The sequence below is a fragment of the Limnospira sp. PMC 289.06 genome, assembly GCF_032350395.1.
Classification (GTDB): Bacteria; Cyanobacteriota; Cyanobacteriia; order Cyanobacteriales; family Microcoleaceae; genus Limnospira; species Limnospira platensis.
On record NZ_JARPLC010000018.1, the window covers coordinates 25,859 to 49,767 of the forward strand.

Annotated in this window: 26 protein-coding genes; 11 read left to right on the forward strand and 15 right to left on the reverse strand. The window is 43.3% G+C overall.

Annotated features, from left to right (window positions below; genetic code table 11):
• Positions 1–34: 34 nt before the first annotated feature.
• The 9 genes from P5674_RS06365 to P5674_RS06405 form a co-directional block, all read right to left on the reverse strand.
• A complete protein-coding gene (locus P5674_RS06365; RefSeq protein WP_315669865.1) occupies positions 35–1,585 on the reverse strand; it encodes a hypothetical protein in 1,551 nt (516 codons plus the stop codon).
• Between the two features lie 8 nt (positions 1,586–1,593).
• Positions 1,594–1,884 carry a hypothetical protein gene (locus P5674_RS06370; RefSeq protein ID WP_315669866.1) on the reverse strand — a complete coding sequence of 97 codons (291 nt, stop codon included), beginning with the start codon at positions 1,882–1,884 and terminating at the stop codon, positions 1,594–1,596.
• 30 nt (positions 1,885–1,914) lie between these two features.
• Entirely contained in the window at positions 1,915–2,046 is a 132-nt protein-coding gene (locus tag P5674_RS06375) for a hypothetical protein (RefSeq protein ID WP_286131418.1), read from the reverse strand.
• A gap of 91 nt (positions 2,047–2,137) precedes the next feature.
• Entirely contained in the window at positions 2,138–2,872 is a 735-nt protein-coding gene (locus P5674_RS06380) for a class I SAM-dependent methyltransferase (RefSeq protein ID WP_006620225.1), read from the reverse strand.
• Positions 2,873–2,887: 15 nt separating this feature from the next.
• Positions 2,888–3,088 carry a hypothetical protein gene (locus P5674_RS06385; protein ID WP_006620226.1) on the reverse strand — a complete coding sequence of 67 codons (201 nt, stop codon included), beginning with the start codon at positions 3,086–3,088 and terminating at the stop codon, positions 2,888–2,890.
• A gap of 64 nt (positions 3,089–3,152) precedes the next feature.
• A complete protein-coding gene (locus P5674_RS06390) occupies positions 3,153–3,761 on the reverse strand; it encodes a molybdenum cofactor guanylyltransferase (RefSeq protein ID WP_043468751.1) in 609 nt (202 codons plus the stop codon).
• Positions 3,762–3,771: 10 nt separating this feature from the next.
• Positions 3,772–4,515 (reverse strand): HEAT repeat domain-containing protein, encoded by a 744-nt coding sequence (locus P5674_RS06395; RefSeq protein WP_006620228.1) that lies wholly within the window; start codon positions 4,513–4,515, stop codon positions 3,772–3,774.
• Positions 4,516–4,829: 314 nt separating this feature from the next.
• Positions 4,830–5,297, reverse strand: a complete 468-nt coding sequence (locus tag P5674_RS06400) for a GNAT family N-acetyltransferase (RefSeq protein ID WP_014277412.1) — start codon at positions 5,295–5,297, stop codon at positions 4,830–4,832.
• Positions 5,290–5,472, reverse strand: coding sequence for a hypothetical protein (locus P5674_RS06405; protein WP_006620230.1), 183 nt, complete (start codon positions 5,470–5,472; stop codon positions 5,290–5,292). Before P5674_RS06405 ends, P5674_RS06400 begins: the two co-directional genes overlap by 8 nt.
• A gap of 197 nt (positions 5,473–5,669) precedes the next feature.
• Here P5674_RS06405 and P5674_RS06410 point away from each other — a divergent pair, with 197 nt between their 5' ends.
• The 6 genes from P5674_RS06410 (at position 5,670) to P5674_RS06435 (ending at position 12,970) form a co-directional block, all read left to right on the forward strand.
• Positions 5,670–6,743 carry a J domain-containing protein gene (locus P5674_RS06410; protein WP_315669867.1) on the forward strand — a complete coding sequence of 358 codons (1,074 nt, stop codon included), beginning with the start codon at positions 5,670–5,672 and terminating at the stop codon, positions 6,741–6,743.
• Positions 6,744–6,831: 88 nt separating this feature from the next.
• Complete coding sequence (locus P5674_RS06415; RefSeq protein ID WP_006620232.1) at positions 6,832–8,178, forward strand: P-loop NTPase fold protein; 1,347 nt, start codon at positions 6,832–6,834, stop codon at positions 8,176–8,178.
• A gap of 68 nt (positions 8,179–8,246) precedes the next feature.
• Complete coding sequence (locus P5674_RS06420; RefSeq protein ID WP_014277410.1) at positions 8,247–9,104, forward strand: shikimate dehydrogenase; 858 nt, start codon at positions 8,247–8,249, stop codon at positions 9,102–9,104.
• Positions 9,105–9,284: 180 nt separating this feature from the next.
• The gene (locus P5674_RS06425) at positions 9,285–9,893 is read left to right on the forward strand and encodes a hypothetical protein (RefSeq protein ID WP_006620234.1); all 609 of its coding nucleotides are present in this window, start codon (positions 9,285–9,287) and stop codon (positions 9,891–9,893) included.
• Between the two features lie 89 nt (positions 9,894–9,982).
• Positions 9,983–11,362, forward strand: a complete 1,380-nt coding sequence (locus P5674_RS06430; RefSeq protein ID WP_014277409.1) for a flotillin family protein — start codon at positions 9,983–9,985, stop codon at positions 11,360–11,362.
• A 36-nt stretch (positions 11,363–11,398) separates the two neighbouring features.
• Positions 11,399–12,970, forward strand: coding sequence for a flotillin family protein (locus P5674_RS06435; RefSeq protein WP_014277408.1), 1,572 nt, complete (start codon positions 11,399–11,401; stop codon positions 12,968–12,970).
• 404 nt (positions 12,971–13,374) lie between these two features.
• Here P5674_RS06435 and P5674_RS06440 read toward each other — a convergent pair whose 3' ends face one another.
• Positions 13,375–14,091, reverse strand: a complete 717-nt coding sequence (locus tag P5674_RS06440; protein WP_006620237.1) for a uracil-DNA glycosylase — start codon at positions 14,089–14,091, stop codon at positions 13,375–13,377.
• 57 nt (positions 14,092–14,148) lie between these two features.
• Between P5674_RS06440 and P5674_RS06445 the strand changes: the two genes are divergently transcribed.
• Positions 14,149–14,865, forward strand: coding sequence for a phosphoribosyltransferase (locus P5674_RS06445; RefSeq protein WP_006620238.1), 717 nt, complete (start codon positions 14,149–14,151; stop codon positions 14,863–14,865).
• 58 nt (positions 14,866–14,923) lie between these two features.
• Here P5674_RS06445 and P5674_RS06450 read toward each other — a convergent pair whose 3' ends face one another.
• The 3 genes from P5674_RS06450 to P5674_RS06460 are packed head-to-tail and all read right to left on the reverse strand — an operon-like array spanning position 14,924 to position 18,146.
• Complete coding sequence (locus P5674_RS06450) at positions 14,924–16,081, reverse strand: hypothetical protein (RefSeq protein ID WP_014277406.1); 1,158 nt, start codon at positions 16,079–16,081, stop codon at positions 14,924–14,926.
• Positions 16,062–16,949: an adenine-specific DNA-methyltransferase gene (gene yhdJ / locus P5674_RS06455; RefSeq protein ID WP_014277405.1), complete on the reverse strand. Its 888-nt coding sequence runs from the start codon at positions 16,947–16,949 to the stop codon at positions 16,062–16,064. The genes P5674_RS06450 and yhdJ overlap by 20 nt, the downstream gene beginning before the upstream one ends.
• A gap of 21 nt (positions 16,950–16,970) precedes the next feature.
• On the reverse strand, positions 16,971–18,146 hold the full coding sequence (locus P5674_RS06460) for an aminotransferase class V-fold PLP-dependent enzyme (RefSeq protein WP_315669868.1): 1,176 nt from the start codon (positions 18,144–18,146) through the stop codon (positions 16,971–16,973).
• Between the two features lie 127 nt (positions 18,147–18,273).
• On the opposite strand from P5674_RS06460, the gene P5674_RS06465 reads away from it, so the two are divergent.
• Together P5674_RS06465 and P5674_RS06470 are read left to right on the forward strand one after the other, a co-directional pair.
• Complete coding sequence (locus P5674_RS06465; RefSeq protein WP_315669869.1) at positions 18,274–19,836, forward strand: TM0106 family RecB-like putative nuclease; 1,563 nt, start codon at positions 18,274–18,276, stop codon at positions 19,834–19,836.
• Between the two features lie 22 nt (positions 19,837–19,858).
• Complete coding sequence (locus tag P5674_RS06470) at positions 19,859–20,320, forward strand: nitrate reductase associated protein (protein WP_006621915.1); 462 nt, start codon at positions 19,859–19,861, stop codon at positions 20,318–20,320.
• Here the strand turns inward: P5674_RS06470 and hypE are convergent.
• Positions 20,303–21,349 (reverse strand): hydrogenase expression/formation protein HypE, encoded by a 1,047-nt coding sequence (hypE, locus tag P5674_RS06475; protein ID WP_006621914.1) that lies wholly within the window; start codon positions 21,347–21,349, stop codon positions 20,303–20,305. The two genes, P5674_RS06470 and hypE, sit on opposite strands and share 18 nt — an antisense overlap.
• Positions 21,350–21,410: 61 nt before the next feature.
• Between hypE and P5674_RS06480 the strand changes: the two genes are divergently transcribed.
• Positions 21,411–21,893, forward strand: coding sequence for a hypothetical protein (locus P5674_RS06480; RefSeq protein ID WP_006668883.1), 483 nt, complete (start codon positions 21,411–21,413; stop codon positions 21,891–21,893).
• Position 21,894: 1 nt separating this feature from the next.
• A complete protein-coding gene (locus P5674_RS06485; protein WP_006621912.1) occupies positions 21,895–22,335 on the forward strand; it encodes a hypothetical protein in 441 nt (146 codons plus the stop codon).
• A gap of 354 nt (positions 22,336–22,689) precedes the next feature.
• On the opposite strand, the gene hypD is transcribed toward P5674_RS06485, so the two are convergent.
• The gene (gene hypD, locus P5674_RS06490; RefSeq protein WP_006621911.1) at positions 22,690–23,796 is read right to left on the reverse strand and encodes a hydrogenase formation protein HypD; all 1,107 of its coding nucleotides are present in this window, start codon (positions 23,794–23,796) and stop codon (positions 22,690–22,692) included.
• Between the last annotated feature and the right edge of the window lie 113 nt (positions 23,797–23,909).

The following is a 23,909-nucleotide window of genomic DNA, read 5'->3' on the forward strand; positions in this document are numbered from 1 at the left end:
TCCGAAAATTTTAACAAATCTTAACCCTCATAATTTATCCAGTTCTTAATTTAGGAATATTGTCGCTCAAGTAAGGGTTATCACAGAGCAGTTTTTTGGCGATCGCCTGCTGTTTGATAAAATTAGAGTCAAACTGCTGCGGGTTGCTGCCGAGTCCTAACTTATACATGACTTCTTTGGCGGCAGTCGAACGATTATCAAATCCCATTGAGTCCGCAGTTAGGGCTGATAAAGTGTCCCGTTGATTAAGATTTAAGGCTTGTCGCCAATAGGTTAGTGATGCCTCAATTTGTAATGCTGCGGTGAGGGCTGTTGCTAATTTTAAGGTTGCCCAGTAGTGACTAGAATCGAGTTTTATCGCTTTCCGATAACACAAGCAACTAATCACTAAAGAATCGCGGGAATTTTTGATAATCGTTGTGGCTTCCTGTTTGGCTGTTTCCATTCCCACCACATCAATTGATATCCCCAACATCCTGATAAAATGGCGATCATATTTGCCCGAAAAAATGCCATCTCCCCAGAATGAACTATAGCTGCGATCGTACATTTCTCCGGCTTGAAAAAAGATGTTAGGATCTTGGGATTGTTCGGCTTGTTGATAAACTTTATAACCCTCTGGATGCAAGGTTTGCATTTTGGCGATCGCTGCATTATTTACCCTCCTCGGTATAGGGGGAGTCATCGGTTTTGGTGGTTTTGGTGGTGTTGGTGGTTTTGGTGTTGGTGGTGCAGGTGGTGGTGCAGGTGGTCTATTTGTGAGATTGGAAAGATTGGTCAAAATAGCCGAATTTGATTGAATGGGAATGGGATTATTGACATTATCTTGATATTGGTAATTAGGATAAAACTCAGAATTTAATAGCGTTTTCGGATCGAGTTGATAAATGGCGATCGGCGCAGCCCATACCCTTTTGAAACCCGCATAAAATAAATGCAATAAAAAACGTGACACTCTATTAAATATTACAACTGATATTGTCATGCCTACAAAACTAAAGAAGCCATCCATTAAACTCGCTAACACTAGGAAAATGCTCATCAATACTGAACTCCAAAATATTAACCAAGTATAAATATATAAGAAGAAAAATAACCAGATGGCGAAATAAGCTGCCAGTTTTGCTTTCCGTTTCAAAAAATAAGCAATTAGAAAATATGGTGATATTGGCAATAGTAAAAAGACAGGCAGAAGAATTACCCCAGCACCTACCTCACTGATGGCTAATAAAGACAGAAGGAATACTAAGCCAACACAAGCGCCCCCAATTTTACAGATGATCGCAAAGATGTTATAAGCCTTTCTGAGTTGAGTTTCAGGATCGGTTTCGGAACCGGGAACCGGCCGATCGCGCCACAGAATTTGTAAATACCAAAAAATAAAGTCACGAATCAGCTTAACTTTAATTTGCGTGCCGTCTTTCAAATCAAAGCATTGTCCGTCTTTGATAGCTTGGGGATCGACAAATTTACCGAGTTCCCGTCCATCTAAATAAATGGTAAAATTTTGCCATCCCTTCTCCCAGGAAACAACCAATCTTTCGGGTCCCCCTGGTTGTAGTGCATATTGCTCTTTAAACACCATTCAAACCCTCAAATAAAATAATTGTTTCCTGTGTCCTGCGAATATAAAAAGCTGTGGTGTCGTCGCGTTGGGCTGCATAGAAAAACCTCCCCGATTAGATCGCCAAGTTTGGTGAATTGATCACACAACTGACCTAGGGGAGGTGAATGATTAGAAGCGGGGGAATTTTGATAGAGGATATCTTCGCAGCTTGTGACGATCGCCGACAGTATCAGACCCAAAATCGTCCTGTGGCTGATGGTTTTCATCTCGTTGTGACCTGGGAGATGTGGTCGCGATCGCAAACTGGAATAGGCCATTGCTCACCTCTGCTCGAATGTTCTATCGAGTTATCGGCAAATTTCGCAGCTTTTACGCAATCGTAATATTTCTTGACAAAGTAGGCGATCGCCGCAGAGGTCAGCCACCCCAAAACCCCCAGAATCACAGGAACCCAGGTTTAATAATTGACAGTTACTCAATTTGGAGGTGATTAGGGAGAAGTTTTATCTCCAAATTTGGGCACATCTGTTAACTTAGTGATGGTATAGCAGCAACCAACTCACCGAATAATTAAAATCTGACCTTATACATTTCCCACAATTCCCCCGACTGTTTTTTAACAATCTTAGCCCCAGCTTTTTTAATCAAACTTTCCCAATTTTCCATAGATTCTAAATAAACTTCTGTTCCCAAATAAGTCTCTAAAATCGCCCAATCTTCTGCTAGGGGCACTTCCCCATTGAGAACATCAAATACCAAAATTCCCTGTGGTTTTAAGACTCGTTTAACTTCCGCCATAACTTCTAGCCAATATTCCAGGGGATAGTAACAACTAAACCCAGTGGCTATAGCTAAATCAAACTTTCCGGTTTCATATTGTAACTGATGAGCGGGGGCTAGTTCAACCCCCTTAAATAACTTAGAATTTAACTGAGGACCTCGGGAATTTAAAGCATCTCTAGCCACGGAACTAATTTCTTGACCATGAAATAAAGCATTCCATTCTCGCCAGGGATAAATTAAAAAACTTACTCCGCAACCAATATCTAAACAATATTGATTTTTCTTAGGTTGGGCTAACTCCCAAAATGGAGAAGTGAGTTTTAGTTGAAGAGTTCCCGAAATGCGATCGCGAAAAATCGGCATATTTTCCACTTCTTCGGGGAGTTCAAAAGGTTCTCCTTGATATTCCTGGTTAAAACGGCTGGCTACGGAAGTAATTGGGGACTGCCACTGGTCAGCAGTCCCGCCAGTTGATAATCCGAAAAATCCCAAGGAAGGGTTAGAGTCTGGTTTTTTAGACATTATAGCTGATAGAAATTAGCGCTTCGATCCTTTTAGGGCTTTAGAAAAGTTTTGGCGATAGGAACGATTAGAGATCAACAAAATCGGCCATAATAATGATAAGGAGACACGATTTCCAAAACTCTTTTCAAAGTTGGTGCGCCCAAACCCAGACCAAAACTTCCAGACTCCACCAACATAGACGATTAATAGTGCGATCGGAATTAGGACATTCATAATATGACTCTGCTTGCCTAATTTAAGTGATATTAGCGGTTATGTATAATCTTATCAGAAATTATCAAAGGTTTGCAGATGTTCCCTCAGATGCGATCGCCCTCAAATCTTCCGGCGTGTTACAATTGAGGAGCATCTGAGATTCCACAGTTCCGACTGATATAGGTGTTACGGGAACCTGATCTAGCCACCGTTGTAGCGATCGCTCGACCGTTGCCATAAATTCCTGTAAAGACTCTAAAGCCTGGTGGCGGTAGAATCCACAGAGAGGTTCCCACCGCGACCCATGACGGGGAATCATAGCCAAATGGGATGGCGGCACCAAAGTTAACTGCTCCTTCCAGCCTCGCAAAATATCGGGTTGTAGTTGAGGTAAATCGCAAGCCAGCAACAATAGCCAAACACAGTCAATTTGACTCAACCCAGTAGCCAAAGCCACCATCGGACCCTGACCGGGGTTAGTTTCCATCAGCAGATTATAACTACCCCCCACAGCCTGGTAACGTTCTGGCCAAGGTGTTAATACATAGACCTGCTGACAACAACTCCCCGCCGCCTCAACCACCCGGCGCAGTAGGGGAACCCCCGCCACCGGAATTAAAGCCTTATCGCGACCCATGCGAGAACTACGTCCCCCCGCCAGAATTAAAGCCACCAGGAAATCATCAGCCATCTCCAAAGACCTAAATCAGCCCATCCATCTGTAACTCTTCAATAATCTGTAACCCGCGCGGATCACCAACCCGTAGCAGAGAAGACTTAGCATCATCGCGGACACTCAAATCCTCATCCTCCTCTAGGGCTTCAATTAAGGCATCGATCGCCCCAGCATAGACCACATTAGAAGGTAATTCCCGGCTTAACTGTCCCAAAGACCAAGCGCAATTACTGCGAACTGCGGCCACCTCATCCCCACGCAAAGCCTCAATCACGGGGGGAATAGCTTTCACCACCCCATCATATCCCACCTTCCCCATTTGACCCAAGGAACTCGCCGCCCAGAGTCTCACGGCGGGAATATCAGTTTTAATGGCTTCTAGCAGAGTATCTAAAGCCCTCGGATCGCGACAATTTCCCAGAGCCCAAACCAACCCCTTGCGGACATAACCATTCCAATCGCAATTATATTGTCTAATGAGGGGTTCCACGGCATCCGGGCTAGGATTACGCCCCAAAGCATAGGCGACACTTACCCGCACGAGGGGGCACGAGTCCTCTAATAAACCTATCAAAGGTGCGATCGCCCGTTGGTCTTGAAGTTCACAAAAAGCCCGCGCCGCAATCATCCGGTGTTGCGGTTCCGGGGACTCAAGCAACGGCAACATTTCCTCTGGATCTGGCTTAGGGGCTTCCTCCTCTTGCCAATGGTCCAGGGGACTCTCAGCGGTTTGCTCAAAATTAACTACACTCAGATCTTGATCCTCCATAATTTCGATTTTACCAAAAAATGGGTTTTCTATAATCCCCATACTAAATTGATAATTAGTCTGGCGATCGGGGGGGTGGGGGGTTTATTATACAGTGGCCCTGCCCTTTGATGAACATTTGCCCATTCTCTCTGGGTTCAGGTTAGCGCCGCCTTAATCCTCACCCGCCCTAGAGAATGACTGACAATTTACAATTGATAGTCATAATTGATATTTACTAAGATGCCTAAGTTGTCAATTGTCGGGTGATTATTTATATTATTTATTGAGTGTGACGCGCCCTCCCAAAATGTAGAGGATATCATTTCTCGGATTTAGAGCTGCTTAACTAAACCCAAAGATTGAGGTTGATAGCCCAATTTTTCATACAAACTCAGAGCGGGTTTATTGTTAGTAAAAACCTGTAAACTGATTTGGCGATCGCCCCTAGTTTTAGTCCATTTTTCCCCGTAATTCATCAAAGCCGCCCCAATTCCCTGTAGTCGATGTTCTGGGTGAACATAAACCAGAAAGACATGAGAAATGCGATCGCCCGTGACTTGATTAATAGCATTTCCCATCCATAAACAGGCGATCGGGGTAATGTTTTTACCGCCGGAGATTTCCACCCACCACAGAGGGGTTAGGGGTGAAAAATACTGTTCTACAGTGTTCGCCAGGTGAGAGAAATCCTGATCGGGGTACAATTCCCGATAGGTGCGATTCATGAACTTAACCAACAAAGAGCGATCGCGAGTAGATCCAGAACGGATAGTATAACCAGAGACCAAAATTTCAGACACGGATCATTAATTGATGAACAATGGGGGCCATCTCCCCTGAATAGTTAATGACTCCCATAGGTGCTGGTGCTTGCATATCACCCGGTAGGAAAATACGCGCACTCACCGCCACCAAAGCCAACAGAAAAATCATAACCACCAACAGTGGCGCGATATATTGACGAAAAAAAGCCATAACCGGGACTCTAACAGTTAGTTATCAAAGGGAAAAAATCCATAGTCAATTGTAACCCTGATTGACCTGAAATGCCAAACTTACAGCCATGAACTTAACATTGTGCGGGTGTCTGGCTGTGGTGGTGCTAAATTAGTGGAATGTCCTAATATATTCTCAGAATTCCATACACTACCGAAGCCCTAAAATCCCTAATTGTGGACGATATCGATCGCTACTACCAACTTCTGAACGTCAAACCTGGTGCTTCCCTACAGGAAATCAAACAGGCTTACCGGACTCTAGCATTATTATGGCATCCCGATCGCTATCCCGCCGACTCCCATATTCAGTATCAAGCCACAGAAAAATTCAAAGAGATCAACTATGCTTATGATCGCCTACAGACCCTATTAAACGATCCCAACTTCTCCCCTTACCCAGTCATCTCCCCGCCGCCACCAACCCCACCAGTAACCGCCACACCTATTCAGCGCCCACCAAAACCGCCGAAAGTCAATCCTAGGGAAACCGAGACCAGTGACGAACTCATCCCCTGGGGTTGGTTAACCGGGGCATTTTTCAGCTATACCCTAGTAGGTTGGATTTTAGGATATTTAGAAATTTACCCAGGAACATGGTTATTAGTCGCCTTGGTTTGGGTAGGACTATCCCTAGAAGCCAGTTATGGCTCGCAAACCCAGTATCCTTGGTTAATTTCTCTGATGATAGCCGGAGGAATAGCGGGAGGAATAGCCGGAAGTCAAGCGGGGGGGCTAATTACTGCGATCGCCTGGGCTATAGCCGGAACTGCTTTAGGGTCAATTATCGGTTCCGATAGTAACTCACGCACGATTATTTGGGGGTTTAGCTTCACCGGAATTTTAGCGATCGCTGGTTGGGTAGCTGGGGCTGAAACCGGGAATGGTTTAGGATCGTTAATTGGGGGAATAATTGGTTCTTCGACTGGGTGGATAATTGGCATTATTTCTGATGCTATGTTTCAAGTCAAAAAACGTGGCGGTGTTGGTAGTTGGTTCGGATTTCAATTAGGAGCGTGGTTAGGAGCTTGGTCAGGAGCCGGGTCTGGGGCGGTCAGAGAGGCGATCGCCAACACCGGACTTGATGCGATCGTCGGCGCTTGGGGAGCCATTGCCATTATTTTTGGCGTAGTCGCGCAAATGGTAGCCGGGGAAAAATTATTAGTTTCCTTCAACAAATTTTATACCGCCTTGATATTAGTTTCTATTTCTGGCTTAGGATTGACATTAGGTAAACTTCTGGCAAATTAACGTCAATTTTCCCCATAACCTACGGATTAGTACAATCACCACCCGAAAAGAAAACTAGGGTCAAAATCTTTAAATTGAGTGGACAACAATGAAACTAGATTTACGCCAATTTTTTCGGGCGTGTAACCCCGCCAAAACCATAGACGTAGGGAACCCGGAAGAGCGAAAATATTACATCAATTTTTCCCGGGTTCGCGGAGGTACACTCATCGAACAAATTGCTCGCACCATTTCTCGCCTCTCCCCCGATAGCCCCACCTGTCAACTATTTACCGGACATATCGGTTCGGGAAAATCCACAGAATTATTGCGCCTGAAAGCCGAATTAGAACAGCAAGAATTTCATGTAGTCTATTTCGAGTCCTCCAAAGACTTAGATATGGCTGATGTCGATATTACTGATATCCTCTTGGCGATCGCCCGTCAGGTCAGCGAAAGTGTCGAATCAATGAACATCAAACTTAATCCCACAGGCTTTAAAAACCTGATTCAGGGTTTACTTGATGTCATCAACACCCAAATTAATGTCAAAGCAGAATTAGGCATCCCTGGACTCTCGGAACCGGGGGAATTTTCCCTCACTCTAGGAATTGGGAAACTCACCGCTAAAGCCAAAGACTCCCGCGACCTGCGATCGCTCTTACGACAATACCTCGAACCCCGCACCAACAATATCCTAGAAGCCATCAATAAAGAATTACTACTTCCAGCCATTCAACAACTCAAACAACAGGGAAAAGCCGGCTTAGTAGTCATTATTGATAACCTCGACCGGATCATGAATTCCAAAAGCGCCACCGGACGACCCCAACCAGAATATTTATTTATCGATCGCGGCGACCAACTCAATCAACTTCAGTGCCATGTCGTTTATACTATTCCCATCGGGTTAATTTTCTCCAGTGACTTGGGACGACTAACCAGCCGATTTGCTAGTGAACCTAAAACACTACCCATGGTTCCGGTTAAATTTCCTGATGGTACACCCTACCCAGAAGGCATTGAACATCTCCGAAAAATGGTCATGGTCCGAGCTTTTCCCGGTATTGACCTCGATAATTATACTCATTTAATTACTAAGGTTTTTGATAGTCCAGAAACTCTCGATCGCCTTTGTATTATGAGTGGTGGTCACGTCCGCACTTTACTCGCCCTCCTGTATAGTTGTTTACAACAAGAAGATCCACCCATTGTCAGGGGTATCTTGGAAAATGTGATCCGCCAACGTTGTCATCAGTTACTGTTGGCTATATCATCAGAAGAATGGCAACTTTTACGTCAGGTCGCCCAAACTAAAAAAATTATGGGTCTCAGGGAATATCAAACCCTATTACGCAGTTTATGGGTCTTTGAATATCGCCATGAGGATGAATATTGGTTTGATATTAATCCAGTTATCGCCGAAGCCCATCAATTTAAAATGGTTGACCGTTAATAGTTAGTTAGTATTAATCTACCGATTTTATCGTAAAATGTTCCCGATGTCAATACTGGTAAACTTTGATGATTAAAGGCACAACTAAACTGTTAGGAATTGTTGGCTATCCCGTCGAACATTCTATGTCCCCAATTATGCACAACGCCGCGATCGCTCATCTCGGCGTTGATTATGTCTATGTACCCTTTCCAGTGGCTCCTGACCAGTTAGCATCAGCTTATCGAGGTTTTCAAGCTATCGGTATTCAGGGATTTAATCTCACTATTCCCCACAAACAAGCAATTATTCCCCTACTAGATAATGTCTCAAAATTAGCCACGGCTGTAGGGGCAGTTAATACGGTTTGGTACAGTGATAAAGGCTGGAGTGGTACTAATACAGATGTTGCCGGTTTTTTGGCTCCCCTCAAGGCATTAAACTGCCCCAATTGGCATGAAAAAATAGCCGTAATTTTAGGTAATGGCGGCGCGTCTAGGGCGGTAGTCGCTGGTTGTGCTGAATTGGGAATGGCAGAAATTCATATAGTCGGTAGAAACCCCCAAAAGTTGGAAGAATTTAAGCAAAGTTGGCTAAATTCGCCCCTTCCCATTAAGGTTAATGTTCATAATTGGCAGGAATTAAACCCCTTAATTAAGCAAGCAGATTTATTGGTAAACACTACCCCGGTGGGAATGTCTCCCCATATCGATCGCTCTCCTGTAGATGCCGAAAATTTTGAGGGTTTAAAATCTGGGGCGATCGCCTACGATTTAATTTACACTCCCCGCCCTACTCGCTTTTTACAACTGGCTAAAAATCAAGGTGCTGTGGCGATCGATGGCTTAGAAATGCTGATTCAACAAGGAGCCGCCGCCCTGGAAATTTGGCTACAACAACCCATCCCGATCTCAGTCATGCGTCAATCTTTAATCATTGATAATTGATCATTCATAATTGAGCTATAATCGTGGGGGAGGGTTTGGCTGTTAATTGTCAATTCCCCAGGAATGTTTTGTTGAACCTGCCCCTGGGGAATGGTGCAGTAGTACCGACAGACTAAGACCCTAGCAAGTATTTTTAGGTACAATTTACATATTAAGCATTAATACTCTGGGGATGAATTTATGATAACCCTATATATTGTCTGTCTAACGGTGGGTGGAGTATGTGTCATATTAGCCGCTGTGGAGGGATTAGACGGTGTAGAGTTTGAGGGCGAATTTGATAGCGATGTAGAATTAGAACATGGCAGGGGTGAGACCGAAAACCAGCCCAGCTATAGATCCAAAAGAAAAAATCTGCGGTTAAGGCTGCCTTTTGGGAGTGTGCGCTTCTGGACTTTTGGGGTGTGCTTTTTTGGGTTGACCGGAACAATTATGTCAGTTTTGAACCCCGACTTAACCCCGGCTTTTGTGGCTACAGCAGCGATCGCTATTGGGGTGTCCTGCGGAACCGCTGTCGTGTGGGTCTTTGATATTCTGCGATCGCAACAAGCTAACAGTTTAGTTCAATCCCATGATTTAATTGGTCTATGGGCCACCGTGGAAATTCCCTTTAATCGAGACAGTCGTGGAAAAGTACGCCTCAGCGCCGGAGGGTCGGTGCTGTATTTGAGCGCAATTACTGAAGAAAATCAGGAATTTTCCCAGGGCGATCGCGTTTTTGTGGTAGGAATGGAGAAAAATAAAGTTTTGGTGGTCTCAGAAGCATCCTTCGGAGTCTCAGAAGCATAATCGACAAGTCCCAAGTCAGGGTAAGCGGTAGTAGAGATCCGACATTTCACCTTTTAAATGTTTGCTCAAACCCTTTTGGGGGAAAAACTATGAATCAGAAATTTGTTGCATCTTTAGACAAACAGAACCAAGAAATAGTCGTAGAGGTAGCCCAGGCACAAATTCCCATTCCAGGAAGAAACACAAATCAGCTAAGTGATCAGATTATAACTGCCCTACCCATAGCCCTATCAATTTTTGGAGTATTGGTTTTAATCTGGTTTCTCAACGTCTTTATGCAGATTTGCAAACCCAGCGAAGTCCTGATTTTGTCTGGTCGCAAACACCGTACCAAAGACGGACGAGAGGTAGGTTATCGGGTGATTTTCGGCGGACGGGCTATTTGTATTCCGATTCTGGAAACTGTCAAAACTATGGACTTGCGGACAATGCCAGTTCCCGTTGAAGTCAAAAACGCCTATTCCAAAGGGGGAACACCCCTAAATATTCAAGCGATCGCCAATGTGAAAATTTCCAACGATCCTGAAGTGGTCGGAAATGCGATCGAAAGATTTTTAGACCGCGATCGCTCCGAAATTTCCCGCGTTGCTCGCGAAACCCTAGAAGGAAACCTGCGGGGAGTTGTTAGCACCCTCACCCCTGAACAGCTTAACGAAGACCGCCTACGGTTCGCTGAACATATCGCTGAGGATGTTTCCAGGGATTTAGCCAGATTAGGATTACAATTAGACACCCTCAAAATTCAGAGTGTCTCCGATGATGTCGATTATCTTAACTCCATCGGTCGCCGCGAAATTGCTCTCATTGCCAGAGATGCCGAAATTGCCGAATCTAACGCTGTGGCTCAAGCTGAACAGGTAGAAGCCGACTGTCGTCGCCAATCGGAAGTCGCCCTAAGCCAAGCCAGAACCTTTGTTCAACAAAAAGAAAACGAACTGCGGAAAATTCGCGCCGAACTTGAACAACAAGCTAGGTCCGAAGAAGAACGCACCATAGCTGCTGGTAAAGAAGCCCGCGCCAGGGCTGAACAACTCCTGCAAACTGTCCGCGCTGAGTTGGAAAGGTTGCGACTCGAAGCTGATACCGTCCTACCTGCAGAGGCGGAGCGAGAAGCCAGAGAACTGCAAGCCAGAGGTAATGCGGCCGCTTTAGCGGAAAATTCCCGCGCGGCGGCGGAAGTAAACGACCTGATTAACGCAGTTTGGCAGGAAATGGGCGACGACGCATCGGAACTGTTTTACTTACAACAAATTGAGATGGTCTTGCGCGAAGCTGCCCAAATTCCCCGCCGGGTTAGTCTGGAATATGTCAATGTTATTGATAGTGGAGACGGGGAAGCGATCGCTGGTTTGGTTCGCGCCTATCCCGAAATTTTCCGCCAATTCCTCGAAAGTGTCGATCGCACTTTGGGTATTAATGTATCTAGGACTTTGGGGGAACATAACAAGCAGAAATTAAATAACAATTAGTCAATTTGATGGCAACCAAACACAGGTACAGGAATTATGGAAATTATCATCGCCTTATTAGCAGCCCTGGGTTTAGGAACCGGAGCGACTGTATTTATTATCCGCAATCTCTACTATATTTGTCAGCCTAGCGAAGTGTTGATTTTTGCCGGAGGTCGTCGCCCTACACAAGATGATCGCACTGTGGGATATCGCCTGGTGAAAGGTGGTAGCAGCATTCGGACACCCCTGCTAGAACAAGCCTTTCACATGGATTTAACCAATATGATTATTGAGTTAAAGGTGGCTAATGCTTACTCGAAAGGAGGCATTCCTTTACAGGTTGATGGGGTGGCGAATATTAAAATTGCTGGGGAAGAACCCACAATTCATAATGCGATCGAGCGTTTGTTGGGGAAAACTCGCCAGGAAATTGAACGCATTGCTAAAGATACCCTGGAAGGAAACCTGCGCGGGGTATTAGCCAGCCTTACTCCTGAACAGGTTAATGGGGATAAATTGGCTTTTGCTAAAAGTCTCCTCGAAGAAGCTGAGGATGACTTAGAACAACTGGGGCTGATTTTAGATACTCTCCAAATTCAAAATATTTCTGATGACGTGGGATATCTTGACTCCATCGGACGACAACAACGGGCGGAATTGTTTAGAGATTCTCGTGTCGCTGAAGCACAAGCTAAGGCTGATGCTGCTATCCGTACTGCGGAAAATCATAAAATGACTCAGTTGAAAAAGTTGGAAACTGAGGTAGAGGTATCTAAGGCGGAAGCTGAACGCCGGGTGGCTGATGCTATGACTAAACGGGCGGCGGTGGTAGCAGAGTCGGAGTCGGAAACAGCGGCTGAGGTGGCTAGGACTCAGGCTGAGGTCTCTGTTCAAAAAGAAAGGATTAAGCAGGTAGAACAGCAACTACAAGCTGATGTGGTCGCACCAGCAGAGGCGGAATGTAAAAAGGCGATCGCTAGGGCGCGGGGGGATGCTGCCCAAATTATTGAAGATGGGAAAGCACAAGCTGAAGGGACACGACGACTGGCTGAGTCTTGGAAAGCAGCCGGTCCTAATGCTAGGGAAATTTTCCTTTATCAGAAGTTGGAAGTCTTACTAAAAACTATGGCTTCTACTGTTCCTGAAATTACTGTTGATAATGTGACTATTGTTGATGCTAATAAAGGGAATACAGCTTCTAAAATGGCGGCGTTTTTGGAAGAGTTGCGCCAAACTACGGGTATTGATGTGGCGACGGCTGTTCAAAATTGGGGCGGCGGTTCTTCTCAACCTCAACCTACTTCCACAGCTAAAAGTCTCAAATCTTCCCGCACTAATGGTCAAGCTGTTCGCCGCACTAATGGCGCAGCACCTAAGCCAGAAGATACTACACAAAGCCTACAGAGCGAGGTTAAACAACTACTTGATCATGTCGCACAAAATACTAAGAATAATGCTGAGGCTGAAGAGGCGATCGCCCAGGCTTTGCGACAGTATCCTAACCTCAAGCGTCGTTTACAGATGCTTTTTAAGTCTCAGGGAACTCAGGCGATCCGAAATATGTTTAATCACCCTACTATCTACATCCCTACCGCTATGCTGCAAATGTGGCTAGAACAGGATTAGAGCGTATTCCCCCCCCTCTCGTCTAGGGTGGGGGATCTGTCTCTGTAACTGTATATGCACAAAATGGCGTTTTTGTCAATAAGCCGAAAAATGGACCCCGCTTTTAACCCCAAAACTCGTGCATCGCCAGTTTTATTTTTTGGTAAGATAATAATTATAACCGCGACAAAATAAGGGTTTTAGCCTTTATTTTTGGAAATAGACACAGTAAGCCCTTGGGTGCGATTTCCTTGAGCATACCATAACCCCCATAATCTCGTCAACTTTTTGCGAGGTATTTGCCATAAAATTGTATTAATTCTTAACAATATTTTAAAAATAAAATCTATCTAGCCGTATAAATTAGTAAAATTTATGTAATTTCCCGATTGAGGGGGTGGGGTGTGGGGGGGTTTATAGTCAAATTAATGTGATTGGATCTCATTTAACCTCTGACGTACTACTTGCATATCCTGCCACATTAACCATTTAGGTTTACCAACATCTCGCGAGGAATTTCTGAGTAGGTATGCAGGGTGAAAAATCGGCATACATTGACGACCTTCCCACTGAAACCACTGACCGCGAATTTTAGTAATCGGGCGTTTATCTCCTAGAATAGACTTAACTGCAGTCGCCCCAGTTAGGAGGATAATTTGAGGATTAATGAGGCGGATTTGTTCTAATAGATAAGGCTTACAGGCTTGGAGTTCTGAAGCGGTTGGGGTGCGATTTTCCGGGGGACGACAGCGGATAGCATTAGAAATATAAACTTCGGTATCTGTACTCAGTCCTACGGAGTCTAAAATATTATCAAGAAGTTTTCCAGATCTACCGACAAACGGAAGACCTTGTTCATCTTCATGTTGTCCTGGTGCTTCTCCGATAATCATAATGGGGGCGGTGGGGTTCCCTCGACCAATCACAGCATGAGTGCGGTTTTTTCCAAGTTCACAGCGCGAGCACCTATTACAATGATCGGCAATTTGTGCGAGAGTTTGATAGGTTCCCGGCGGTATGGGAGTCTTGGCATTTTGGGGAATTTCTTCTAGGTCAAAATCTACCGACTTAGGGGATTGTAATGGGTCTTGATTAACACTAAGAATATCGAACAGGCTGAGTTGTTGGTCTTGGTTAGACATGAATTTCTAAGTAAAAGTTCAAATCCTGGTATATGCTGAACTGGGATAGTTGCAACTATGAGCCACACCAGTCATTATATATCTAATGGGACTGCTAAGGATGAACCGATTATGTTCCCTAACCCACTATTTCGCGATCGCACCCATGCCGGGGAGGAACTAGCTAAGGTAGTTATCGATCAGATTACCGCCGACTCCCTGGGGGCTATGAGTCCGTTGGTGTATGCTTTACCCAGGGGGGGTTTACCCGTGGCTGAACCGATAGCCCGCCGTTTGGCTTGTCCCCTGAGTGTAATTGTAGCTAAAAAAATCACCCAGCCAGATAATCCCGAGTTAGCATTAGGGGCTGTTACTGCTGATGGTTATGTGATTTGGTCTAACCGTCGTCCTAGCCAGTTTTGGGAAAGCCATTCTATTCTGCGTGACGCACAAGAAAAAGCCTATAATCAATGGCAGGAATTCGCCGCCTATTGTCCTTATAATTCGGTTAAGGATAATTTAATTATAGTAGTTGATGATGGTATTGCTACGGGTATGACTATGGTGGCGGCGATTAAGGCTTTGCGATCGCAACAACCAGGCGCTATTTGGATTTGTGTTCCCCTCGCACCTGTGGAGTTGGTGAATTCTTTACAAAGATTATGCGATCGACTAATTATCCTAGCCACACCAGAAGTTTTCCTGAGTGTTAGCCGTTTTTACCAAGAATTTGACCAGGTGGAAACTACCATAGCGATCGCCTGTCTCCAGCAGCAAACAGAATGGTTATCTTAGATTTTGATATGGGAGGCAATAATCATCATTAGATCACAGTTTGCACCCAGCCACTTGATTAAATTAGTCTCCCATCATCTTGAGAATCGATCAGAGCATTTTCCTCAGTTTCCAGGTTGAACTCAATACGACTTTGTATAACTATTTCCTCAATTACATCTGGTGCTTTTCCTTGTGTTAAAACTTCATCAAAACGGTGCATAAGTTCGGGGATATTGATGACTTCTTCTATAGACTCTAAATATCTTTGAACAATAGCTTTTATATTATATTTGGCTGTAGCTTGTTTCCTAACTTGATCTAAAACTTCCTCCGGTGGCTGTTCAGTTTTCACAACAAAGGTAATAGGGTATCTCTGTACTTTATCAATATCTAAGAAATATTTACCAGCATCAATAGTTTCTGTCACTTGGAAGAATCTACCTAGGGGTTTCATCACAAAATCTATACCACCATCATTCGCATTAGTCCTACCAGTTTTATACAAAATTAAATATTCAGTATTTAGACTATGAGGAGACCAGCCCCAGTAGATTTTTTGTTCTCCGTAATACTGTTTTAAAATCGCATAACTGACCATCTCAAAAACTCTGGCATCTATATCCTTGTTTAACAAACTGCGAATAAATTTAATGGCTTTTAAAGGTTCTTGCTTCTGAATATCAATCATCTGTTTACAATAGATAATAAACTGACTAAAAGCCTGTCTTCTGGCTATCACAAAAGCATCTATAATATCTATAATTGCCTCAGCAATGTTGATTTTATTACCATTTATATCAACCTGAAGCAGATTTTCATTTATCCAGTATCTATTAGTTTTTGTATCCCTGATTACCGGTACATAAGATAAAGTGGGGAAGTATTTTTTAAATTCCTGATTTAGTCGATGATTCAGGGCATGATTTTGTAGTTTATTACCAAAGGGAAGTTGTCTTTGTCTCTGTAAAAGATTAATAAACTGAGCCCCTTCATAATCATCATAGCCACCTATAATGTGAAATTTATTATTGAGATAGTCTTCAACTAATACATATATAGCATAGTGATTAGCAAATCCAGCCCGTGATTTAGAGCCTCGATTAGCCGCTTTTGTTTTAATATTTAGATATGGCAAAAACTCACTATTTATCAAAACTTTATCTCCCTGATTGGGAAAATGATAATTGAGAATTTCGATAATCTTTAAGGTGAAGTCATGCTGTAGTATCGGCATCAAAAATACTCGGTTGAATGAATTGATTTTGGGGACAATTTGTATTTTTTTTGGTCTGATTTTTTGATGGTGGTAATAGCTTTTCTCCTTGGTATTCTTGCCATCCTAAAACCCGCCTTAGACCAATTTTAAGATATTCTTCCTGAGATTCTATGCTCAGAGAAAATCGTCCTAAGCGTTTAGCTACAGCCGCAGTGGTAAAAGTGCCAGCAAAGGGATCAAGTACCAAATCATGTTTATTCGTACTTGCTAGAATAATTCTTTCTAACAATGATTCGGGTTTCTGTGCCGGATGATTTTCATATTCTGCCATGCGATACCTTACACGGGGAAAATACCAGACATTACCCGGTACTTTTTCGCTGTTGTATTGAGTAGGTACTGGTTTTCTATAATCAATTAATTTCCGTTGTGCGCCAGTCTGGGCTTCCACTTTAATATCCGCTGAATTGAAAATATAATTTTTCTGGTCTTTCACGCAATGAAGTATCGGTTCATACATAGACCCAAAATATTTCTTTGCTTGCACTCCAGAACTATCATAATGCCAGACAATACGACTAAGAATTGACATTTTTTGCCGCAAGTAAATATCAAAGTATGGCATAGATTGAGTGCTAGTCATTACATATAATGTTCCGTTAGGTTTCAAGACCCTGACACATTCATCAAGCCATTGATATGACCAATTGATATAATCTTCTTCAGAATTCCATTGGTCATGAAAATTGGAAAATTTCTTCCCTATATTGTAGGGAGGATCTACAAAAATCAGATTCACAGAATTAGCAGCAATTTGACTAGATAAAATCTGAATTGCATCTCCATGAAATAGAGTATGTCTATCATCTTGATACCGCTGAAACATGAGGATCTATCGCCTTTCTAATTAGCCGCCACCCGATATTTTAGCCAGACAACTAATCAGTTCATCAATTTCTGATCGCTGAGTGAAATAATGAACACAGGCGCGAATACAGTCAGGGTCGAGGATAGTTCGCACTAAAATATTTTCCGATTCCAAGGCTTTGACTATCTGGGGGTGGGGGAGACTTTGGGTAACTTTAAATGATACTAAACCCGATTCTGGTGGAGAAGTGCGTAAACAATCAATTTGGGGAAGTTCTGATAAACATTCCCATAGGTATTGACTAAGATTACAGATTTGTTGATAACGTTCGGTGGCGGTTCCCCATTGGTGATGAATAGCGATCGCCTCTCGTAAACCCACCATCAAAGGATAAGCTGAGGTCGCTATTTCATAGCGTCTTCCGTCAGATTTCCAATTAGTCGGTGTTCCCCTTTCGTCAACTTCAATACCCCGCCAGCCGATAAAAGTAGGACTCAGATCTGATACCGCATCAGGACTGACATATAAACCCCCTAAACCCTCTGGACCACATAACCATTTATGACCAGTAAAACCATAAAAATCTACTCCAGATTCCCCTAAATTTAACGGCAGAACCCCCACAGACTGCGCCGCATCCACCAATACCCTAACCCCTCCTGAAGCGGCTTTACAGGCTTGCATAATCGCGGTGAGAGGCAAAACCTGTCCTGTATTCCATAAGATATGACTAATTACTACCAGGCGAGTGTTGGATTTGATTCGAGATGCGATCGCCTCTACCGGATCACCCTCATTTAAAGTCTCCAACAGCGGACACACAGACACCTCTATCTGAAACCGCCGCACCAATTCCCCTACCGTCGCCACTACCCCAGGATGTTCACAATCCGAGATTAACAGATGATCTCCCCGTTGCCAATCAATCCCCCATAGGGCAATATTACAGCCTACGGTCACATCTTCCGTCAGGGTAATAGTGGCAGAAGGTACCCCTAACTCAGAGGCGATCGCCTCCCGTGTTAAGCCTAACTCCTGCTGAACCCAACTATTTACCTTTTGGGAAAAAGGACCACACTCCTGGACAAACTGATAGGATTTGATAATCTTATCCATCGAGACTTGCGGCAAGGGTCCCTGTCCCCCATAGTTAAAATATGCCTTATTCTCCAGAGCTGGAAAATTTTGTCGGTGGGTTTCTAATCGCTTGTTCATTTCTATCAGATATCGCCTGTAGTTCCACTTTTACCATGAATTTTCAACAACTAACCCATCTCTATCGGAATTGGTGCTACCATAGCCTATAATCATAAATTTACCTTGCCCATCCTCACCAATATTAATGCTGATCGAAGATCAACAGCTTCTATTTTACCAACGTTGCGATCGACGGGCCTTTTTGGATGTCTACGGCGATCAGAGTCAAAAAGAACCCATTAGCGATTTTCTCCGTAAATTGATAGCTGATAGCGTCTCCTATCGAAAAACTATCATTGCCGATCGCATTTATTCACAGCCTAAATATCCCCCACAAGACTGGGAAGCCGGAATGCAAGCTACCCTAGAATTGATGCGGCAGGGTGTAGATTATATTTACCGTGGGGTGTTGTTATATCATAGCCATTCCTCCCCGGCTGCGGATTATGGCGATCGCTCCTTTTTTGACCAACTTCCTGAACAGGTAACTTATCTCAGTCGCCCAGATTTATTAGTCAAAAAACCCGGAGTTTCTCAGTTTGGTGATTGGCTGTATATTCCCCAAGATATCCGCCTGGGAAAACGTCCCAAACTTGATTATCAAATTGTGGCCGTATTTCATGGGGAAATATTGGCGGCTATTCAAGGGGTAATGCCAGAAGAAGTCATCCTACTATTACGCGATCGCGGTGCTTATTCCGTAGACCTAAAACAGCGACTTCCTCAAATGCGGGAAATTGTCCAGGATTATCTGACTCTGATCAAAAACGCTCAGGAACCGGATATTTTTATCAGTCGCCAAAAATGCAGTCTCTGTCAATGGTATACTAACTGCCATGATATTGCTAAATCCCAAAAAAATATCTGTTTATTACCAGGAATTACCCCCATTCGTCAAACTCGCCTTAATAGTTTAAATTTGACCAGTGTTGAGTCTCTCGCACAAACTCAACCCGAAATCCTCCAAACTTATCCAGAGTTTGATAATGGTGTCGCTGTCCAAGTAATTAGGCAAGCTGAATCTGTTTGGAAAAATCAAGCCATTCTCAAGCAAAATATTGATGATATTATTAATGTTAAACTATCGACAAAAACCAGCCATAAATATCTGCCAGATCCCTTTTGGTTACAATCACCTGTAGAACTATATTTTGATATTGAAGCACAGCCGGATCTAAACTTAGATTATCTTCATGGTGTGTTGGTAGTTGATAGGCGATCGCAAAGGGAAAAATTCTATCCCTTATTAGCCGAAACTACCGCCGATGAACAAATAGCCTGGGAGCATTTTTTAACCCTCGTGTGGCGATATCCCATTGCGCCAATTTTCCACTTTTGCGACTATGAAGCCAAAACTATTAGCCGTTTGGCTAAACTGTATCAGACTCCATCTTATTTGTGGCGACCTTTGATTAAACGCTTAGTTGATGTTCATTATCAAATTGTAGAAACCGTCACATTACCTGTGGAAAGCTACGCCTTAAAATCGATCGCACGCTGGATGGGTTTTGAGTGGCGAGATGCTAAGGCTAATGGCGCGCAATGTGTTTGTTGGTATGAGGAATGGTTAAAAACAGGCGATCGCACTTTATTAGATGCGATCGTTCGTTATAATGAAGATGATTGTCGCGCTACCTATCACGTTAGACGGTGGTTAGCTGATTTTATCCAAAGTCAATCTGTTGGCGCAGAAGTCAATTTTTTGTAGGTCAACTTCTAATAGGTAAATAATGAGTCACTTGTTTAAATTTGAGGATGATTTTGTCTCTTCTCTACGCTGTATTCCTATGGCGGTTCGCTACAAACTCGATACCTGTGGGGTTAAATTAAAACTAGCCCACTGGAATCAATTTCCCCTGTCGGTGCGTCAACAATTAGTACAACAGCCAACCGAAACCCAAGACGATATTAATACCTATCGTAATTTACTGCAAGATTTCGCGAGTAAATATACAGATATACCCCTAAAAGATTTGCCAGTTGATTCACAGCCAGCTTGGTTAGATGCTAGTCAAGTTCCTGAAGCCGTCCAAAATAAAGCCGCCGAAACCCATTTACAAATTTCTGTAGAACAGTGGGAAAAACTCACACCTATCCAGCGTTTTGCATTGATTAAACTCAGTCGTTCTAACCATGAAAACGCCAACTTTATTCCAGCCATGAAAGAGTTTAACTTAACAGATGCGGGGTAGTTGTTCCCCACTGAGTAAGTCAACAATGCGAGTCGATCCGATTTTACTTCGCATAGTCACTAATCCCCCAGCTTTGTCTTGAACTTGACCAATCACAGACGCTTGGGGATTTTTGGCAGTTAAAATTGAGCAGGTTTTTTCAACATCCTTAGCAGGTATAAAAGCCACAAAACGACCTTCATTCGCTACATAAATAGGGTCAAAACCCAGAATTTCACAGGCTCCTTGGACATCTTCCCGGATGGGTAGTTGATTCTCGTCTATTTCCATTTGTAAGTTACTGGCTGTCGCTATTTCATGTAAAGCACTAGCTAAACCACCTCTAGTTAAATCCCGCAAACAGTGAATTTCTACCCCTGCATTTAATAATTCTAAAACCAGGTCAGCCACTGGTGCAGAATCACTCTCAATTGTGGTTTCAAATTCCAACCCTTCACGCACTGCCATAATAGCAATACCATGACGACCTAAATCACCACTAACTAAGATGATATCACCTGGCTGTACAGACTCAGGACAAATCCTTAATTCATGTTCAATAATTCCAATTCCTGCTGTATTAATAAATATGCCATCTCCCTTGCCGCGATCTACTACTTTGGTGTCCCCGGTAACAATCTGAATATCAGCCCCTTTAGCTGCCATTTGCATCCTTTGAATGATTTGCCATAAAGTGGTCATGGGTAGTCCTTCTTCGAGGATAAATCCCACGCTAAGATATAAAGGACGCGCCCCCGCCATAGCTAAATCATTCACAGTTCCATAAATTGCCATTGAACCGATATCTCCCCCTGGAAAAAATAGGGGATTAACCACATAAGAATCTGTGGTCATTGCGATTTTTTTGCCCGTTAAAGTCAGGGTGGTTGCATCATGGGGAATATCTGATGATGTGCCGAAGGCGGGACGAAACATTTGCTCAATTAATTGATTCATTAATCGTCCACCACCACCGTGGGCTAATAAAACTTGGGGATAGTTGTCAATGGGAATAGGACAGGTTAAATTAAAGTCGGGGTTGCTTTCCATGGGTTAATTAATTGGCTGAAATTTGCTGTTGCTCAGATGTTCTTGTATAATATACAATATCGTGATAACTGTTAAAGACACTGTGGCTGATAAATTTTACAGCTATCCCCGATTTTGGATCTATACTATCACTTTATTTTTGGGCTATACTGTGGCTGGGTGGTTCCTGGCGGCGTTTGAGGTTCCCTGGTTGGTGTGGTTAATCACTTTCGCGGTTATCCTACATTTGGCTAAGGTCGGGGAAGAAGCTATTGTTTTGGCGAATGCTTGGCTAGTGTTGATTATGTTTATTGGCACTATTCTCAAGACATGGCCAACGGTGTGGCTGCCAGATTTACCATTCCAAAATGCACCCCTTTGGGCGATGATTTTAATGGGATTATGGGCTTTTTCTATACTGCTAATTATGGCTTTAGCATGGGGTCGCACTATCCTATCTACGGTGGGTTTAAATGACGATCGCCTTTTTTATATACTACTGGGTATCCCGGGGGTCGCTTTCATAGTCGGTTCGGTAATTTTTCGCTTAGGTTGGATGATTTAATATGAACAGGAAATCTCAACAATATCCGAGAAATTTACCTCGGATTCAACCCCCAAATGCTGATGAATATTTACAAAAAATGACTCCCGAAGTTTTGGCAAGTTTTAACCCCCAACAACTGGCAGAAATTCGGCAAACTTTAGATGCAGCTATACCCCAACCTTCCTCGAAAATTGTCGATCTGAGATTTACTGTCGATTTGATTATAGATCGGTTTTATGTGGTGGTTTTCGTGGGTAAGGAACGCCGACAAAAAAAGCGATCGCCTTTCTTTACCCAAGCCCATAAAATTGCTAATATCATAGCCGCTTCCTTATTGCTCATCGGCTTAAACCTGATGATTAGTGCTATCATATTTCTGCTGCTATATTTAATCAAATCAGCTTTAGGAATTGACTTATTTCCAGGGGAACACCTGATAGACATTTTACCTATCAATTAAAATTTTAATCCTCACTTTATAATTGGTCTGGTGCGTCAGTCATCAATTATCGGGTTTTTCTCCTGGTTTTCCCTGTCTGACGCACCCTACTATATAATTGGTCTAATAATCTAATACCTTTCCAAGTAATTCCCCCGTGGGGTAGGGCGGGTTTATTAATATCGTCGTGGGGAATTGAGAATTGACAGCAGAACCCGCCCCTACAATAATTAATTATTAATTATTAATTATTAATTATTAATTAATTCTGATTTAGGGTGAGGGTAATATTTTAAGCTATTTCCGAACAAGTATTCTGGTGCGTCAGAAATAAATTATCGGGTTTTTCTGATGGTTTCTGGTGTCTGACGCACCCTACTGTAATAACTCGGTTTCTCCCTGGTGGCGGTAACGATAATAGGCGGCGCAAGCGCCTTCCGAAGAAACCATGGGCGCACCGAGGGGATGTTCTGGTTTACAGCGGCTTCCAAAGGCGGGACACTGATGGGGTTTTTTGATTCCCTGCATAATTTCACCGCTGATACATTCGCTATAATTATCCGGTTGTGGCGGTGACAAATTAAACCGATTTTCTGCGTCAAATTCCGCGTAGGGCGATCGCAACCCTAAACCACTTTCGGAAATTTCTCCTATGCCGCGCCATTGACGATTGACTACTTCAAATACTTGTGATATAATGGTTTGTGCCGTCTTATTTCCCTCTCTTTGTACCGAACGAGTGTATTGATTTTCTAATGTAGCTTGTCCCTCTTCTAGCTGTTTAATACATAGATAAATCCCCTGAAGAATATCTACAGGTTCAAAACCAGTCACAACAATGGGAATATTATATTTTTTTACAATCGGCTCATATTCAGTGTATCCCATCACTGTGCAAACATGACCAGCCGCTAAAAACCCCTGTACTAGACAGTTATAACTAGATAAAATAGCCGCGATCGCCGGAGGAACTAACACATGAGAAACCAGCATCGAAAAATTCTCAATTGAGAGTTCTTTGGCTTGATAAACCGCCATAGCTGTAGCGGGTGCTGTAGTTTCAAAGCCGACCGCCAAAAATACCACCTGTTTGTCGGGGTTATTCTGAGCAATTTTTAAACTATCTAAAGGGGAATAAACGATGCGAATATCTCCCCCCATAGCCTTAACTGAAAGCAAGTCTTTTTCGGTTCCAGGGACTCGTAACATATCCCCAAAGGAACAGAGAATAGTATTAGGAAGGGTGGCTATTTCAACAGCGCGATCAATCATGTGAATGGGAGTCACACAGACGGGACATCCAGGGCCATGAATTAAAGTAATTTGTTCAGGTAATAACTTGTCAATGCCATATTTAACAATGGAGTGGGTTTGTCCCCCACAAATTTCCATGATTGTCCAGGGTTGGCTAGTAATAGATGCGATCGCCTGAGCGTATTTTTGGGACAATTCCAAATCCCGATACTCATCCACAAATTTCATCTTGATATGTCCCCATAAGCTGCTGTGATGTTATTCAGCTTGACCATGATAGATGAAAGGTGGATCAGTTTTGGTAGTCGAAAAAACCGCCTCAACTAATAAGATCCTACCCT